This window comes from Desulfolithobacter dissulfuricans, assembly GCF_025998535.1.
Lineage (GTDB): Bacteria > Desulfobacterota > Desulfobulbia > Desulfobulbales > Desulfobulbaceae > Desulfolithobacter > Desulfolithobacter dissulfuricans.
In genome coordinates, this window is sequence record NZ_AP024233.1 from 1,848,845 (window position 1) to 1,864,584 (window position 15,740).

19 protein-coding genes and 1 pseudogene are annotated in these 15,740 nt (G+C 48.7%); 1 reads left to right on the forward strand and 19 read right to left on the reverse strand.

Annotated features, from left to right (window positions below; translation table 11 throughout):
• Window positions 1–57 precede the first annotated feature (57 nt).
• The gene (locus GF1_RS08210; RefSeq protein ID WP_267926047.1) at window positions 58–801 is read left to right on the forward strand and encodes an SH3 domain-containing protein; all 744 of its coding nucleotides are present in this window, start codon (window positions 58–60) and stop codon (window positions 799–801) included.
• 311 nt (window positions 802–1,112) lie between these two features.
• On the opposite strand, the pseudogene GF1_RS16585 reads toward GF1_RS08210, so the two are convergent.
• From GF1_RS16585 to GF1_RS08305, 19 genes and pseudogenes are all read right to left on the reverse strand, one after another.
• A pseudogene (locus tag GF1_RS16585) lies at window positions 1,113–1,247 on the reverse strand (DNA gyrase C-terminal beta-propeller domain-containing protein); the annotation flags it as partial.
• The gene (locus GF1_RS08220; protein ID WP_267926049.1) at window positions 1,241–2,170 is read right to left on the reverse strand and encodes a hypothetical protein; all 930 of its coding nucleotides are present in this window, start codon (window positions 2,168–2,170) and stop codon (window positions 1,241–1,243) included. The gene GF1_RS08220 and the pseudogene GF1_RS16585, both read right to left, overlap by 7 nt.
• 241 nt (window positions 2,171–2,411) lie before the next feature.
• On the reverse strand, window positions 2,412–3,008 hold the full coding sequence (locus GF1_RS08225) for a recombinase family protein (protein WP_353740406.1): 597 nt from the start codon (window positions 3,006–3,008) through the stop codon (window positions 2,412–2,414).
• A 323-nt stretch (window positions 3,009–3,331) separates the two neighbouring features.
• Complete coding sequence (locus GF1_RS08230; RefSeq protein ID WP_267926050.1) at window positions 3,332–3,649, reverse strand: hypothetical protein; 318 nt, start codon at window positions 3,647–3,649, stop codon at window positions 3,332–3,334.
• Window positions 3,636–4,289 carry an AAA family ATPase gene (locus GF1_RS08235; RefSeq protein WP_267926051.1) on the reverse strand — a complete coding sequence of 218 codons (654 nt, stop codon included), beginning with the start codon at window positions 4,287–4,289 and terminating at the stop codon, window positions 3,636–3,638. The genes GF1_RS08230 and GF1_RS08235 overlap by 14 nt, the downstream gene beginning before the upstream one ends.
• A gap of 82 nt (window positions 4,290–4,371) precedes the next feature.
• Complete coding sequence (locus tag GF1_RS08240; protein ID WP_267926053.1) at window positions 4,372–5,394, reverse strand: AcrVA2 family anti-CRISPR protein; 1,023 nt, start codon at window positions 5,392–5,394, stop codon at window positions 4,372–4,374.
• Window positions 5,357–5,614: a WGR domain-containing protein gene (locus GF1_RS08245; protein ID WP_267926054.1), complete on the reverse strand. Its 258-nt coding sequence runs from the start codon at window positions 5,612–5,614 to the stop codon at window positions 5,357–5,359. The genes GF1_RS08240 and GF1_RS08245 overlap by 38 nt, the downstream gene beginning before the upstream one ends.
• Before the next feature lie 181 nt (window positions 5,615–5,795).
• On the reverse strand, window positions 5,796–6,101 hold the full coding sequence (locus GF1_RS08250; protein WP_267926055.1) for a HigA family addiction module antitoxin: 306 nt from the start codon (window positions 6,099–6,101) through the stop codon (window positions 5,796–5,798).
• 10 nt (window positions 6,102–6,111) lie between these two features.
• Window positions 6,112–6,390 carry a type II toxin-antitoxin system RelE/ParE family toxin gene (locus GF1_RS08255; protein ID WP_267926056.1) on the reverse strand — a complete coding sequence of 93 codons (279 nt, stop codon included), beginning with the start codon at window positions 6,388–6,390 and terminating at the stop codon, window positions 6,112–6,114.
• A 97-nt stretch (window positions 6,391–6,487) separates the two neighbouring features.
• Window positions 6,488–7,669, reverse strand: a complete 1,182-nt coding sequence (locus GF1_RS08260; protein WP_267926057.1) for a vWA domain-containing protein — start codon at window positions 7,667–7,669, stop codon at window positions 6,488–6,490.
• Window positions 7,653–8,624, reverse strand: coding sequence for a DUF3150 domain-containing protein (locus GF1_RS08265; protein WP_267926058.1), 972 nt, complete (start codon window positions 8,622–8,624; stop codon window positions 7,653–7,655). Before GF1_RS08265 ends, GF1_RS08260 begins: the two co-directional genes overlap by 17 nt.
• 221 nt (window positions 8,625–8,845) lie before the next feature.
• Window positions 8,846–9,871, reverse strand: a complete 1,026-nt coding sequence (locus GF1_RS08270) for an ATP-binding protein (RefSeq protein WP_267926059.1) — start codon at window positions 9,869–9,871, stop codon at window positions 8,846–8,848.
• 305 nt (window positions 9,872–10,176) lie between these two features.
• Entirely contained in the window at window positions 10,177–10,554 is a 378-nt protein-coding gene (locus GF1_RS08275) for a hypothetical protein (protein WP_267926060.1), read from the reverse strand.
• Between the two features lie 198 nt (window positions 10,555–10,752).
• On the reverse strand, window positions 10,753–11,124 hold the full coding sequence (locus tag GF1_RS08280) for a hypothetical protein (RefSeq protein ID WP_267926061.1): 372 nt from the start codon (window positions 11,122–11,124) through the stop codon (window positions 10,753–10,755).
• 71 nt (window positions 11,125–11,195) lie between these two features.
• Window positions 11,196–11,672, reverse strand: coding sequence for a RadC family protein (radC, locus tag GF1_RS08285; RefSeq protein WP_267926062.1), 477 nt, complete (start codon window positions 11,670–11,672; stop codon window positions 11,196–11,198).
• Between the two features lie 162 nt (window positions 11,673–11,834).
• Entirely contained in the window at window positions 11,835–13,103 is a 1,269-nt protein-coding gene (gene ltrA / locus GF1_RS08290; protein WP_267926063.1) for a group II intron reverse transcriptase/maturase, read from the reverse strand.
• 783 nt (window positions 13,104–13,886) lie between these two features.
• On the reverse strand, window positions 13,887–14,285 hold the full coding sequence (locus GF1_RS08295; RefSeq protein WP_267926064.1) for a single-stranded DNA-binding protein: 399 nt from the start codon (window positions 14,283–14,285) through the stop codon (window positions 13,887–13,889).
• Window positions 14,286–14,382: 97 nt separating this feature from the next.
• Window positions 14,383–15,348: a PD-(D/E)XK nuclease family protein gene (locus GF1_RS08300; RefSeq protein WP_267926065.1), complete on the reverse strand. Its 966-nt coding sequence runs from the start codon at window positions 15,346–15,348 to the stop codon at window positions 14,383–14,385.
• Between the two features lie 92 nt (window positions 15,349–15,440).
• Window positions 15,441–15,677 (reverse strand): hypothetical protein, encoded by a 237-nt coding sequence (locus GF1_RS08305; protein ID WP_267926066.1) that lies wholly within the window; start codon window positions 15,675–15,677, stop codon window positions 15,441–15,443.
• Window positions 15,678–15,740 lie beyond the last annotated feature (63 nt).

Genomic DNA, 15,740 nt, shown 5'->3' on the forward strand with positions numbered 1-15,740 from the left:
TGTCACGGATCGAGGTAAATGACAAAAGAATTATGATAAATAAACAGAGGGATAAATATGAAGAAGATAGCTATAGTTAGTTTTTTTTTATTTCTTGTCTCGACCATTTCTTACGGTGCTTCTCAAAAAGTTTACACAAAATTCAATGTTTCATTGTTTTCTCAACCTACTTTTGACAGTGATGAGGTTGAGAATTTATCTCCTAATAGTACTGTTATCGTTCAAGGATATAGCAATAGTTGGGTAAGAGTAAAAGCAAAATCTGGGAACGAAGGTTGGTTGGCAAAAAAATGGGTATCTGAATCAAAGGTAGAAAATCAAGTAATAAAGCCAGCGCATGAAAGATACACAGTAAAGTCAATAGATAAATTTGAAAAAATAATTTGGTATGAAAATAAGGGACATTTTTTCTTGTCATTAATTTCAAATATAAGAATATATATTGGTAAAAGAGAAAAATCCCCACCTTTTCTCAGGATGAAAGTAACATATCATGGAGATGACTGGTTGTTTGTCAAATCGTTTTCTGTTTTAGTTGATGGTAAAAAATATGGTCCCTATTTATATGATTTTAAAAGAGATAATAGCTCTGCTGTATGGGAATGGTGTGATGTATATGTAAGTGGAAAAGAATATAAACTTATTGAAGATATAATAAGTTCAAAAGAAGCAATTATACGTTTTTACGGTAGGTTATATATTAAGGACCATACTGTAACCCCAAAAGAGAGAGATTTTCTGAGAAAAATGATGCTTTCTTATAAATCCCTCGGTGGCAAACCAATACAGGAAGAGAAATGACAGCACCGTTTTGGGTTAGAATAGGGCCGGGTCTGCTTTTGGCTTTTGGCGGTTATCAGCCCGTTGAAAAACTCCTTTTTTCCTGCAAAGTGATTGAACCCATTGGTTGATCGGTTACAATACGAAAAAACGTTATCAAACTAGGGAGTTCCGATGACCATAGGTAAACGCAACAAGCCAAAACAGAAACCGCTCTGGATAGCGGCCAACGACCTGGCGCCCAAGAGCGGACACCCTTTTTATACCCGCCTGAACCAGCTTCTTGAGAAAGATGGTTTCGATGCCTGGCTTGAAGAGGAGTGCGCTCCATACTCAACCTGGAGCGCGCCAACGACTTTCCCGTTCCGCTCACTGGTCTTGATGGCAAAAACACCTTTGCCACCAGGGTTCTGCAGCTTGTACTCGAAAACCGCTGTCCGCTTGCCGTAGCCGTTTTCCGTCACCGTGAATCTCTTCTCCATTTTTCCTCTAATAACTCTTGTTCTTTCTTTAATTTTTCAAACCAATCAATCGGTGGGGGTTTTGGATATGGTAAGTCATATTCCTTCATTAGTTGTTGCATCCACTCCTCATGAATGCCTAAATATATATTACTAAAATATTTAACAACCATCTCATGTACTCCTTTATACTTCACGAGGTGGCTTAGTCTTTTAAAGTTTTTGTTCAATTTTGATAGCTGCAGATTAACCCATATATTTATGTATTTTTTATTACCTGTCTCTTTGATGCAATTTTCAACTGTTGGAATCAATATGTTTCCATTAAATAGAATTTCTACAACATTGTTTTTAGTAGTGCTAATTTCAAATGTCGAAACAATAATAGTTTGATTGTGGAGTATTTTAATATGACATATATTTTCATATAGCTTTTTTGGTGTGCCATAATTTTTTTTCAAGTAAAAAACTTGTTGTTTCTCATTGCTTAATATCGTACCGGTAACTTTTGAAAAATTGTTTTGTAATTCTTCTATCATTTCTATTTGAAACGGTTGCCATGAACATAGCATCCAAGATTTATATTGTGATATATTTTTTTTAATTGTTGTAATATCAATATTATTGGTGCAAAGGTGCTTAGGCCACGGAGGGCCTAAAGAGTCAAAGTATACTTTACCGCCGTACCGCGATTCATAATAAAAAACTGAATTTCCACATACAGGACAAGTTGCATTTGGATTAACAAAGGATGAATAACTATAATCATAGAATTTAGCTTTAATGGTATTAAAAGAATGTGTAGTTTTATCTATTGATGAGCATGTGAAAGTCCCCCTATCATCTCTGTTAACGCCGTGTTTTCGAACCCAAAAAGTTGTCCCATTGCTGTTTGTTCTCCAATGCCCTCTCCTTCTAAAGAATGTCACTTGAATCTCCTAAAAGTGAAGAATAGTAATTCCTGGGCACAATCCCGTTTTGTCGCAGTTTTTACCAGCAATTCCCGTTTTGAGGTCAAGATCGGTTGTCACCTAGCAAGATGTTTTCCTGTTATGCGCAGAAAGGAGGTTGATCTTACCTCCTATAAATACAGGTCCTGAGTACCCAGACAGTCAAGAGTCCGTAGCTGCCATGAATGCATCGCCTGTCCCGCATTCCTTGCCCTGGCCCTCACCGAATGTCAAGTCTCCCTTCTGCAATGCCAGCATAAGCCCCGACACCACGGCGCGCGTCGTAAATGGTCTGCCGACTGACTTCGTATTCCCTGGCCAGGGCTGCAGCACTATCCTTCCGCTGTCGAATTTCTCTTATCTGGTCGATGGTGAGCCGGCGCGGACGCCCCAGGTGCTTGCCCCGCTTTTTCGCAGCAAGGATGCCCTCCCGCTGCCTTTCACGGATGATTGCCCGCTCAAACTCGGCCACGGCTCCGATGATCTGAAGCTGAAGTTTTTGAAACGGGTTGTCGTCTCCGGTAAAGGTCAGCCCCTCCTTGTGAAAACGAATACCGACACCTTTAGCCAGAAGCTTCTCGATGATCCGTTGCAGGTCGAGCAAGTTGCGGGCCAAACGGTCGATGCTGTGAACATGCAGTACATCTCCCTGGCGAAGGTAAGACATACATTCTTGCAATTGGGGCCGGTCAGCACTGCTGCCGGACGCCTTTTCCTCAAACACCCGGTCGAAGGTCATCCCGGCAAGTTGCCGGGCTGTCTCTTGGTCGGTACTGCTCACCCTGATATAAGCTACATTTTGACCGTTCACGATCATTCTCTCCAAAATATGTCAAAAAACGTCTTAACTTTTTTGGAAAAATGTCCAAAAATTAAATTTGGACCTTTTCGGACAGCTCTAAAGTCGGCCTGAAGCCACTGTCGAAAAGGTGTACCTTTTCAGACAGGCGGCAAGACGATACGATTTTGCAAAAGTCGCGCCAAACCTCCGGGCACAAAAAAACCCGCCAAAGTGTGCGTGCCGCAAGGGCAGAGGCATGGCAGGTGTGTTACTGACAACATAGAACAGCCGCTCGAAGTTTGCAATTGGCTACACTTCGATAGCCAACGAGAATCATGAAACACGCCCCTGGCCTGGCATCATCCACGCCGCTTTCCTCCTCCAGTCAGTTCGGCGATTTCCTTTTCAATCTCAGGGATGATTCGCTCGATGATAAACGAGTTCATGCTGTATGGAGAGTTGTCGGCAATGAACTTGAGTTTCAGATAAAGCGGTTCCGGCAGCCTGATCGGCAAATTTTTCATTACATCATCTCGCACCTGTGGCTCTTCCCAGGGATAAACAGTATCCGTTTCACTTCTGGGCTTACCGGCAGCCGCAGCAAAGGCATCGAGATCCGTCTTTTTTTTCTTTGCCGGAGCTGAACGAAGCGTGGTCTTCTTTTTATTTGCCACCATATACCTCTTCAAATAACTGAGTTATTTCTTGAACCGCCTTTTTATCCTGTTTCCACTCAACAACGGATAAACCGCCCCGGGCCGATTTGCGAAAAGCGATACGGTCACGGAGAAACGAGTCTGCCATGGACAGGTACTGATAATCTTCTTCTTCAAAAAAATTTTGAGCTTCCTGATCCTCATGGACAGCGGGATTGGTGGACACCCGGTTCAGGACAATAAAAGCCTGCAGGTTTTCATTGAAACTCTGAGCCATTTCCACAAGCTCATCCATTTGCTGGATTGTCCAGATGTCAAACTGAAACGGTTGAACAGGAATGTAAACCCGGTCACAGACACCAAGGGAATAGCGCAGCTCCATGGAATCCCGACCACCGGCATCTATAATGATTTCATCATATCGTCCTGCCAGGTCTCGGATCTGGGCCGCCAAACCCTTGCCGAATTTCTGTACACAGGAAATTCGGGGTTCAACCTCTGTCTCCTCACGGACAGCAGCCCAGAAAGAGGCTGTTCCCTGCCGGTCTGTATCCAGCAGCAATACGTCTTTTCCCTGGAGAGCCAACATGGCTGCCATATTGGTGGCCAGCGTGGTCTTGCCGGTGCCGCCTTTTTCACCTCCGAACAATACAACGCTCATTTTTTGACGCTCCTTTTCATGGTCGATGGCATATCATATGATATAAATTTATACAATATCAATGCAAAGAAAAAAAATGAGGTCACTTTACCGGTTTAATTACTGTGGGCAGATCCCTATCATCTGATACCCCAACAGGCACTGGCGGTATCCATTTTAAAACCCGGTTCACCCGGCCTTTGCCAACCAGATAGGTATGCCAATGGGCACGGCGCACATGCGGACGTTTTTTGGCCCCTGATCCAGTACCGGCAGAATTTGATTTGTCGCCTGCCTGTTCTGCACGCCGCAAAGCGCTGCCGATCCGCACTCCCACATCCCATATTCTGGGAGCCGTGGCCGGGAACACTTTCATCCCTCTCCGTGTTTTAACAGGTTTAGGGTTGCCAGGAACACCTTGTCCTGAAATTTCAGCATTTGTGCTGCACAGGTACAGGAGCAAAGATATCAACGGCTCGATGCTGGAATTTATCTGTTGCGGCACGTCTTCCGGTATCGCTTCAAGAAGATTTGAATTGTTTTGCGCTGCATATTCCCGGGCTGTCTGCATAGCCGAGGACACGGCATCCTCCAGGGTGCTGTTCTCCAGCAGATGCAACGGGATGCCAATCAGGTGGTCCCAGCTGGCTGAACCCAGGTCAAGCAGCAGGCGCAGTTCCGCACGATGCATATTGACATCGTACTCAAGGTGAGCAAAAAAACCGGCCAGTTTCTCCCCGCTCCATAGAAAACCAGGCGTTTCGATATAAACACACCATTCCGGCAACTGAAAAAGAACCTCGACAGGCAATTTGCCCGAAACAGGTGTCTCCAGCAGACTGGCGTATAGTGCAGGATCGAACCTGTACACACTCCTGGTCATACGCCATGCGGAAAGAGCGGACAGGCGGGCTACATCTCCAATTGTACCCACTGAGGACCTGTTGTTACGCCTACCGGACACGACAGCGTATGCGGCGGCCATTGGACAATAACACCAGTCCGGCCAGTCCGGTAAACCATTCCGGCCTTTGCTCTGGTGGAACTCGGCAAACGATTTCCAGCCTCCTGGAAATCGTTTTTCGGCCTCACGCAAACAATTTTGCATCACGCTGACGGTACTCATGCTTGAGTCGTTTTTTAACCACCCGGTTGTAGTCACCGAACATATCTGATTTGCTCAGATATCGTTTTTTCATGCCGGGGTGTCCCCTGCTTCCAATCCGTCCCCACTTACGGATCAATACATAGCTGAATAGATCACGCCCGGCGACCACATAGTAAAAAGCTTTCCGGTTTTTCTCGGGAATGACGCATTCAAAATATGCTTGCTCAAGAAAAATCATGATCCATCCTTCCAAACTTGCGTACTTCTTTGCCCCTTTCCTTATGATATCATATCATATCATATTGCAAACTGTTGAGCAAATAAAAAAGCCATATCCGCCCCCTTGAAAGGCAGATATGGCTTAAAACACAACCTGATAGAATTACAGGAAAATTCTTCCCTCCCCATTCCGGGATGGGTCAAGAAGAACAGGGTACTTTTCGACTTTTGAGGGGCTTTATTCGAGGACGTTTGTTTTTTTGGGCCTGCCATAAGTCGCAGGCGTCCTGCATACGCAGCCAGACCTCGGGACTTGTACCGAGCCACTGAGCAAGACGCAGGGCCATATCAACGGAAACACCGCTTTTGCCATTCAACAACCTTGACAGGGTAACGCGGGAAATGCCAAGTTGCCGGGCAGCCTCGGTCACACTGATGCCCTCGGCTTCCAAGACATCTTCTTTAATGATCTCCCCAGGATGGGGAGGGTTATACATTGCACTCATATCATGCCTCTTAGTGGTAATCAAGGTAATCGACCAACTCTACATCATCACCAACAAAACGAAAAATGACACGCCAGTTGCCATTAACCCATATCGAAAAAAAACCTTTTTGTTTGCCAGTCAAGGGATGCAACCTGTATCCGGGCAGGTTGACATCTTCAACTTTTGTTGCCACATCCAGCAAACCAAGTATCCTTCTCAACTTCGCGGCGTGTTTGGCCTGAATACCGGCTTTACTTCCTGTTTTGTAAAACTTTTCCAGTCCTTTGTGTCGGAAGCTTATAATCATGCCTTATTGTAACCTGAGTCTTTACAGTATACAACAAAAAAAGCCATATCCGCCCCCCTTGAAAGGCAGATATGGCTTGAAAGGTAACCTGATAGAATTACATCGAAATCGCTTCCCCCCACTCCGGTATTTTCCAGTGATTGTGCTGCGGATATACCCATAGCACAGGATAATCCGGCTCAGGAGGATAGCGGTCACAGTAAAGATCAGTCAGATACACCAGGCAAACCGGTGTAACCTGATTGTCCTCAACCCATTGGAAAGGCGGCCTGAAATCAGTTCCACCCCCACCAAATGGCTTGAGCTTCAACGGCAGGTCATCCTGGGAAAAACTTTCCACCGCGTTAATATTGTAATCGCAATAGATCACATGCACAGTGGTGTTGTATTCCTCAAGGATGGCACTGATTTCGGACCCGAACTGATTCAGATCGTCCTGGCTGATGGAACCCGAAGTGTCCACTGCCACGACGACATCTCCCAGCTCCCTGGAATAGAGAGAAGGGGTATAAAATCCGCGGGCCAGATAGTTCCGGTTGGGCCGGAGCCAGGAATAGTCATTCCGGGCCGCCGTCTCAAGGAAATTGCGAAGAACGTCTGCCCAGTTGACTTTCGGCTCCAGCATTTCCTTGACCAGCCGTTCCATTCCACCAGGAACCTTTCCCATGGCTTTCGCCTGGGTCAATGCCTGGTTCATAGCTGTCTTCCATTCTCGCTCGGATTGGGCTATTTCTGACGGAGTAGCTGGCCGGCCATCGCTCCCTGGGCAATCGCGTACTTCACCGCATCCTCCGGGGTCCGTGCCATTGGATTGGCCGGGGCCTGATCCAGATTGACCAGGCTGGTCGGGCTGATCCGGTTGTGGTTCAGATTGGCCAGAGCCATCGGAATCCTGTGGCAACAAATTATAGATTCTTTCCGCGCTGTAGCCAGCCCAGGAAGAATCATGCAATGCGCCATCCGGCAGGACGAATCCAGCTTCAAGCAGCGGCGCATTGACTGCGTAATCACAGGCGATGTTCCAGCGGTCCTTGTTTCGCTGTTGCCGACGGGCATGATGGCCCAAGGCACAGTGCATAACCTCATGTGCCAGTATGCCTTTCACCTCGTCAAAAGAGAGGCCGGCAATAAACTCCGGGTTGTACCCCAGAGTTTTGCCGTTCACCCAAGCTGTATCACAGCTTGGGTCCTCAACCAGCTTCAGCCTCAGCGCCAGGCTGCCAAAGAACGGTTGGCTCAGGACAAGGCTTGTAAGAGCTTTTTTAATTTTTGCTGCCATTTACAAACCCTCCCATGTAGCCTTCCATTGCGGCAGTAATGAAAATTGCTGCCTCGGCGGCCTCTTTGCGGGCCACGGGATTCTTCCGCAGCTCCTCCGGTTCGTAGATGCACAGCGATTCCTCAACGTCACGCCGCATCTGTTCGAGGACCGGATCGTTCGTGAGATTGAGCCGGGGCAACAAATCCACCAGGTCACAGAGATTGCCCACCAGGGAGTTTTTAAATCTCCCGTCAAGATCTGTTAGCTTGTCAGCCATGTGGCTGACCGCCTTATACAGGCGCTGCCAGAGGTCCTTCATGGCCTCAACCTGTGCGTCAACCAGCCGGGCTTCCAGGTCCTGCTGGATACGCCGGATTTCCTCATCAGCAATACCGACACGAAAATCCTGGCCAGACGGAAGGGGAGAAACTGACACAGAAAACTTGAATTTCTCTTCAAGTTTTTCCCATGTCGGGTAGTCCGCATAGCGGAACATATTGCCCAGGAGCAGCTTGGCCTCTTCACGGTACTCATCATACCTCTGAAGAAACTCGGCAACGGCTTTCTCAAACTTCAGCTTCAAATCCTGCATATTCTGCGAATAGTGCAGGTAGTTTTCAGCCGGAAGAATGCGGGCACCGTTGTCATGCCAGGGCAAAGTCTGCTCGTAATGGAACTTCCTGGCAGCGTTGGCACAGGTAGTAATCATCGCCAGTGCCTTTTTGGGCACGAGCAACTTGTTGTACCGACCAGCCCTGGTATCCGCATGGTACTGTTCTGCGGCAGTTTCAGTAACCTCCTTGTCCAGTTTCCTGGCTGTCCATTGGGAGATGGACAGCGTGACTAACATGGCTTTCTCGGTAAGAGAGTTGTTCCGGATCTCAATATTCATAAAAGGTGCAGTCATTTCAAATACCTCCTGAAGTAAAAAAGGGGAAATGCTGCACCTCACCCACACAGGGGAATACAGCACCTCCCCTGTGGGATGAAAAAAATCAGATAAAAAGTATATAGTTAAAAAGAACCTATATCAAACCTGTACAGAAACAGGGTTGATCTTAACCAGGTTTGGAGTTCCCCGATTCTATGGAATCTCCATTCATTTGGTTCAATCCTGTTCCATTTTTTCAGAGCTTGAAGCTCTTTGTAAAGAGGATGAGCTTTGATGTAATTTCTTATCATCATTTCATCCTCCTAAATAAGGACATCCGAATGGTCAGCCGACCATTTGATAAATCTCCTGGTATGCTGAATTTCATCAGCGTGATGAATAGCATCCCGAACCAGAAGAACGGAAAACTCTTCCGGCAACCGGTCAGCATACGCAAAGAAATTATCAGCCGTCTGAACCGAAACTCTCCGGGCCAATGCCCCGCAAAGCGCATAAAGCGTTGCCGGGTCATCCGGTACCAGGGCGCTATCCGGGTCCATGAGAACACGGTCCGGATGGGGCAGCTTACGGAAAATTTGCAGGAAGCCGGTAAGCTCCACAGCAAATGCTTCCCCGGCTGCACCGGCGATCACCTGGTACTCCAGCTCCTGCGGGATTCCGGCCAGCATCAGTTTCCCAACATTCGCCACTGTCCGGGGACAAGGAGAGTTGGTCATGTCTGATGTTGCCTTGAAATCCCACAACAGGTTGGGCCGCCAGCGAATGAAGGCGATCAGTTCGCTGGGCATTCCGTTATCCAGTGCCCATTTGATCCAGTCGTCCACATCGGGAACCAGTTCCACGATGGTGGCAAACCGGCTTTTGACGGGTTCGAGGATACCGGAAACTCCGGCCTTGTCTGCCTTGCGGTTTGTTGCGGCCACAAAGCAAACATGATCGCTCACCCTGTGCCCATTGATCCTGCGGGCCAGGAGCAGTTGCATTGCTGCTGCCTGGACAGCTGGAGGAGCCTGGCCGAGATCGTCAAGGAAACAGATCGTCGGCTTATCAGCATCTATGAGGGCTTTCAGGTCACCGAAGGGCAGGAACGATGCCTCGTTCTTGCCGTCGAGCTTGAACCCCAGTCCCTTGTAGTCGATGGGATCATCGACTACCGGATGCTTGATAATCAGGTCGGTTTCCAGCTCCCTGGCAACCTGTGTGAGAATATCGGATTTACCAACGCCTGGGGCACCCTTGACCAGTACCGGCAACTGTGCCGGAACGGTTTTTAAAAAAAGGGCCTTCAGTTCGGATGGTTTGAGGGAAACAGAAGAAATAGTTGTCATGGTCTTGCCTCCTTTTGAATAAAAAAAGGGGCAAAACCCACCCTTTCGGGGCGTGAATTGCCCCTTGTGGAAGGGTGTTTAAGCAGACAGGTTTATTCGCTTTCTGACCTCGAATGAAAAGCGGTCAACTCTACCTCGATCCCGAGCTTTCGCCCGATCTCGACACATTCCCAGCAGGGGAAAAACATTTTTGACTGGTACAAAACATTTTCCCTGACGTCTGCCAGAGTCCTTGCACCAGTCTCATGCAGGTGCCGCAATTCCTTTTTGGTCAGTTTTTGTTGCCATCGCATAGCAGCCACCTCCTACCGAACCGTGATTAACTCTGCAGTTGTAACGGATTCGACCTCTACCGCATAATGATTACGGGCCATGCGAAGGACTGCCTGAAAATCAATGTCTTCCTCGACATTGGCAAGGTGCATAAGATCCGTAATCAAATCTATTGCACTGCTTTCAAGATCGAATGATTCGCCCTTGAGTTGCGAATATTCCTCCAACAGCTTTTTGGCTCGGAGCGCTCGATCTTCGTTGCTCTTTTTGCTATCTTCCCAAAGCTCCTGTGATTCGAGTTGTTCCGCACAAACTCGACACAAGCTGCCGGAAGCAATATCGTTCCAATACACCTTTATTGTTGCGCCACATCCAGCGCAACAAATAGTTGCTATGGCGGCATCGTTCATTGCAAACCTCCCATTTATACGGTTTAACTTCTGTCAAGCCGGTCCAGGAACTTTTCAATTTCCGAGGCCAGTTGATATGAGTCTTTTTCCAATCCAGGAATAGGGCTGTTCGGTATCATATTGAGGGCATACAGGCATTTTTCGAGCAACCGCCTGTACTTCCGTTCCCGCCGAACCAGCTCCTGGATTTGTTTTTTGTCACACTGCACATACATCGCATTCCTCCTCCTGTAGCCAGTGATTCATCTCCTCCCTTGCCGTATTCCGGTCGATTGACCGAAAAGTTCCACCTTCTGCCGACACCTCACCAACAAAGAATTCCGCGTCGTCAAAAGTGGCCAGGGTCTCAAACCAGACTGCTGCGTAACGCAAATCTGTCTGGCTCGGATACAGGTCACGGCAGAAATAATCTGCCGTATTTTCCCTTTTGACGATCAGAACTTTGCCCCGAAGATCCCGGAGCAGTCCTATTGGTTCGGTGAGCTTCTGGAAATACGTTGTGGAGTGATTGACTGTCTTTTCCGACAGTTGACGGAAAAAACTGACTACGGCGGGTTGTCTTTCCTGCATGTCTTGCCTCCTCAAAAAAACAGGGGCAAGACTACCCCCAGGGGCCGACTTGCCCCTGGAAAGGGTTAATTCTACTGTAACAGTCCTAATTCGCTGAATGCCGCAACATCATCACCAATCACCAGATGATCGAGCACCCGGACATCAATGACGCCGAGGATTTCTTTCAGCTTCCTGGTGAGTTCAATGTCACTTTGACTGGGCGTACTATCACCCGAGGGATGGTTGTGCGCCAGAATGACGGCACTGGCATTGAGCCGCAACGCCTCCTTGACCACCTCTCTTGGATGCACCGTGGCTTGGTTAACCGAGCCTCGAAACATCTCGGTGAAAGCCAACACCCGGTGTTTGGTATCCAGAAACAAACAAGCAAACATCTCGTACTGATAACTGCCAAGTTTCTGCTGAATAACAGCTTTGGCAATATCAGGAGTGGTAATCTCTGCCCCGCGTCTCAGCCGGTAACTACTAATGCGCTTGGCCTCGGCCAAGACGACCTCTTGGGGAGCAGGAACATAGGTTCCGCATTGATCCTGAACATACAACATGCCTTACCTCCCAAAGACACAAGGGGCAAGGCTCCCCAGGGGGCCCGCCCCTTGGGGATGTTGCAATATCGAGTAGGGTGAGGCAAGGTAATTAAGCTTGCCTCATCCCTCTCACAGAACCGTACGTACGGGCCTCGTATACGGCTCCTGTTTATTTTTCCTTCATACTGAAACAGAAATTCCGGTCTGTACAGATGCGAGGTCAAAGAGCCCCATTTCCCCATGCAGGCAGCTGTTGGGAAGGGCATAATGGCTCAGTGGACTTGCTGCATTGGCCCAGGAGTTCATCTTGATACTTTTGAACTCTCCTCTATAGCCCAGCTGTCTCAGTCTGCGGTGTAGCCTGCACGGCTTTTTCCACAGCTTCAACTGAACAGCACGCAGCCGTCTTCTGATCCACCTCATCAGCCGAGAAAACTCACCCTTGCAGTTCGCTATCCGAAAGTAGTTGGCAAAACCCCTCAGCAACCGGTTGAGGTCGGCTATCACCTTCTCAAGGTTCACCGGGGAGTTACGCCGGGTCATCGCCTTGACCTTTGCCTTGAAGGCCCTCACCTTGCCTCGCTGTATTCGGGTCATCACGGAGTGGATACAAACTCCAAGAAATTTAATCCCTTTGAGGCTGTGGCTTATATGGGTCTTTTCCTGGTTGACGGTCAACAGCAGTTCTTCTTCAAGATAACGACTGGCCTGGTTCAGTGCATTTTCGGCTGCGCTCTTTGACTGGCACAGGATCAGGATGTCGTCCGCATAGCGGACGATGCGGTGGCCACGATTCTTCATAAACTGATCGAAGGAATCAAGGTATACGTTGGCAATCAACGGGCTGATAACTCCGCCCTGCGGACTGCCGACCTCGCTGGCCTGCCAACCATCTCCTGTCAGAACACCGCTTTTCAAAAACTTCTCCAGCAGACCAAGAATACTTCCATCGCTGACCCGGCGACGGAACGAGGCAAGGATCAGGTCATGGTTCAACGTGTCGAAGCATTTCGACAGATCCATGTCCACTACCCATTTCCGCTCGTACGTCCGGATGAACATCGTGGCTTTGCTGATTGCCTGGTGACAACTCCGACCAGGACGGTAGCCGTAGCTCGACGGATGGAAATCGCGGTCAAATATTGGTTGAAGTATATCCAGCAGGGCCTGCTGTACCACACGGTCACGGACTGCAGGTATGCCGAGTAGCCGTTTCCCGCCGTTCGGCTTCGGGATCTCCACCCGTCGCACGGCCAGCGGCTGGTAGCTCTTGTCCTGCAGTTCCGTCAGGAGATGATCGATATTGGTCGCAAGTGATCCGGCAAAATCATCGATGGACTGGCCGTCTATACCGGCAGCTCCTTTCGAGGATTTCACCTTGTAGAATGCCTTGACCAGGTTCTCCCGGCTCAGCATTCGATCATATAGGCTGTACCAGACGTCAACCATGCTCCTGTCCTGCGTTTCCCTTCCTCTATTTCCACGTGGAGACTTCGGTTCTTCAATGGGCGCGACCGCTTTCTATCCTCATGGGCAATATACGATCAACACTCCCATCTACTCCGATGAACGGCCAAAATCGGCAGAGGACCTGTCACGGCATACCGCCGATAGCGTGCCCCGTCCCGTCGGACGGCTTGTGTTCAGTCTGCCAGGTGTCCATAGATTCCGGAAAACCTTCAAATAAACTTCATCCCTTCGCAACAGATATGGCTTTTGGCTCATAACTGCCCCCAACGAACCAGGCCGTTGGGTCATCCCGGTTTTATCCTCCACACTGTTACCAGGCTTCACAGGCCGGAATTTCATCACTACTACGGAATCATCTGCCACCTCACACCGCTTCGATCCGCCTTGGATTTCTCCTTGTGCTTCTCTTTTTCCGCTTAATGCGGAAACAGTGCAAGGCTTCCCCGGTTAAGGCGAACTCCCTGTGAGCGACCACATCCTCAATCACGTATCAGGACTGACCAGGTATCGGGCTTCGCGCTATTTAGGACGCTTACCCTCCTGATACGCCGAATCAGGTTCGCTTGCGCTATGTGCCGCTCACTTCCTATCGCTTCCTTCAGACCCTGCCGTTACCAGCAACGCCCTTACGATTCGGATTGTCTTCCCCTGGTCAGGGTGACGCCTGCTTAACACAGGCTGGGTTTGCCCGCCATGCCGGGCAAACTAAAAAGCCCAAGCCCCGCCAAGGGGCAGGACTTGGGCTATCAGTTAAACCTGAAATTAAAAGGGAATATCGTCAACACTAGGCATAGGCGGCTCCATGGGATCGCTCTGGGGCGGGGAATCCGTATTCTCCTGCCTGCTGCCGAGCATTTCCATCTCGGTGGCAATAATTTCCGTCACATAACGGGGATTGCCACTCTTGTCTTCCCATTTCCTGGTCTGAATAGCTCCTCCAATGTAAACATGAGAGCCTTTAGCAAGATATTCACCGCAGATTTCTGCCAACCGTCGCCAGGCCACGATTCGGTGCCATTCAGCTTTCTCCTGCTTTTTACCATCCTTGTCTCGCCAACGTGTTGTCGTGGCAAGGCTGAAGATGGCGACAGGAATTCCGTCCTGGGTATAGCGGATTTCAGGATCATTTCCGAGGTGACCGATCAACATAGCTTTATTCATTTTTTTCTCCTTTAAAATCAAGGGGGCGCAAACCCGTCCCCACCGTGGGGAAAAATTCACTCCCCCATTTTTTGGTGGGTTCGGGTTACGTCTTCGATCAGACGACTTTCTTCATTTCCAAAAACGAATAGGGCCTGTTCACCTTGAATTCATCAGGGGAACAACCATTTTCGCTTAGGAAAGCTTCCAGCCGGTCCATATTGAAGACCTTCCTGTTTCGGGAGACTTCCCGAAGGAAGCATCCCCCTGCTTTAATCGGGCCTCGCTTCGATACGATGGTGAGGAGGCCCTTCTTATGATATTCAATCTCTTTGGCAAGCTCCTTCTGTCTGGCTTGCAATTCGTCCAGAATCCCTACCAGTTCCGCCAGCTCAGGAACCTCTTCGGCCTCGAACCTGGGGCAGGTGGAGATATAATTGCAGAAGCCACACAGAGGGCTTGGCTCCGTAGCTAGCTCGATGTCTTCCTCTCTCTTCATCCCCTGGTAATCAGACCAGAGCTTTCTGGCCCGATCCATCAGACCGCTGAAGATATTTTCATCCGGGGTATAGCCATTGAAAAATGCCACCTCGCCATAGGCCAGGTTCAGGCATAAAATAGCCCCCTTATCAACGGTGTAATCGGGATATTTTTTGGCCAACAAGCCCATTTGGAGGTAAAGCTGTTCCTCCCAGGAGCTATATGGAGTGTCCGGGGTTTTTCCTGGGCTCTTTACCTCTAAAACCGAGAGGGTTTTCTTGGCTTTGGAGAAGAATACGAAATCAAGGTGGGCCTTGATCGGAACATCACCGTCATAGACAACTTCCACCTGCCGCTTGAAGTTGGTATAACCAGCGGCAGTGAAAGCATCCGCAACGATGTCTTCCGTCAAGTGCCCTCGTTGGAAATGGAGAAGAGTCGCCAGGTCGTGATCGACCGGCGATATTTTAGATAGGATTGTCTTTCTCGGGCAGGAACCGATGTCGGACGCGCCGAGATATGAACTACGATCTCCTAAAGTTTCTTCAGTGTGTTGCTGTGCCAGCTTACGTAGGCTGGTCAGCAAGGTGTTCCTTATATCCATCCATATATCCTCCTTTACAAACGAGGGAGGATACACGGATTCCCGCCGAGGGAATGGGTATCACTCCCTCATTGGGTGTTGTGTTCTATCAGTTAAGCGGCCAGGGCAATAGGAACTGCTATTGCCTCTTCGGCCATCTGGAATGCTTCACGAACAAAATCATTTTTGTCCGTAATCTTTTTGGTAAGCGTGCTTATCACTTTCCCGTGGTGCATGACTGTAACTTCCAGAAAATCATCACGATCTACAGAAGTAAATATATCATAACATTTGTTGTCATACAGGAAAGGCCAGTTGAAGTCGTATTTAAAATTATCCATGTTCAGCATAATGCACCTCCTTGGTAAAAGATTTAAGGATAGCTGTGAACAGCAACGCCGCTCACGCTATCA

Coding starts and splice junctions, on each gene's coding strand:
- GF1_RS08300 (WP_267926065.1), bottom strand. CDS start 15,348: ATGGATATAAGGAACACCTTGCTGACCAGCCTACGTAAGCTGGCACAG.
- GF1_RS08230 (WP_267926050.1), bottom strand. CDS start 3,649: ATGGTGGCAAATAAAAAGAAGACCACGCTTCGTTCAGCTCCGGCAAAG.
- GF1_RS08270 (WP_267926059.1), bottom strand. CDS start 9,871: ATGACAACTATTTCTTCTGTTTCCCTCAAACCATCCGAACTGAAGGCC.
- GF1_RS08295 (WP_267926064.1), bottom strand. CDS start 14,285: ATGAATAAAGCTATGTTGATCGGTCACCTCGGAAATGATCCTGAAATC.
- GF1_RS08240 (WP_267926053.1), bottom strand. CDS start 5,394: ATGAGTACCGTCAGCGTGATGCAAAATTGTTTGCGTGAGGCCGAAAAA.
- GF1_RS08255 (WP_267926056.1), bottom strand. CDS start 6,390: ATGATTATAAGCTTCCGACACAAAGGACTGGAAAAGTTTTACAAAACA.
- GF1_RS08210 (WP_267926047.1), top strand. CDS start 58: ATGAAGAAGATAGCTATAGTTAGTTTTTTTTTATTTCTTGTCTCGACC.
- GF1_RS08280 (WP_267926061.1), bottom strand. CDS start 11,124: ATGCAGGAAAGACAACCCGCCGTAGTCAGTTTTTTCCGTCAACTGTCG.
- GF1_RS08225 (WP_353740406.1), bottom strand. CDS start 3,008: ATGATCGTGAACGGTCAAAATGTAGCTTATATCAGGGTGAGCAGTACC.
- GF1_RS08275 (WP_267926060.1), bottom strand. CDS start 10,554: ATGAACGATGCCGCCATAGCAACTATTTGTTGCGCTGGATGTGGCGCA.
- GF1_RS08305 (WP_267926066.1), bottom strand. CDS start 15,677: ATGCTGAACATGGATAATTTTAAATACGACTTCAACTGGCCTTTCCTG.
- GF1_RS08235 (WP_267926051.1), bottom strand. CDS start 4,289: ATGAGCGTTGTATTGTTCGGAGGTGAAAAAGGCGGCACCGGCAAGACC.
- GF1_RS08260 (WP_267926057.1), bottom strand. CDS start 7,669: ATGGCAGCAAAAATTAAAAAAGCTCTTACAAGCCTTGTCCTGAGCCAA.
- GF1_RS08245 (WP_267926054.1), bottom strand. CDS start 5,614: ATGATTTTTCTTGAGCAAGCATATTTTGAATGCGTCATTCCCGAGAAA.
- GF1_RS08250 (WP_267926055.1), bottom strand. CDS start 6,101: ATGAGTGCAATGTATAACCCTCCCCATCCTGGGGAGATCATTAAAGAA.
- radC (WP_267926062.1), bottom strand. CDS start 11,672: ATGTTGTATGTTCAGGATCAATGCGGAACCTATGTTCCTGCTCCCCAA.
- ltrA (WP_267926063.1), bottom strand. CDS start 13,103: ATGGTTGACGTCTGGTACAGCCTATATGATCGAATGCTGAGCCGGGAG.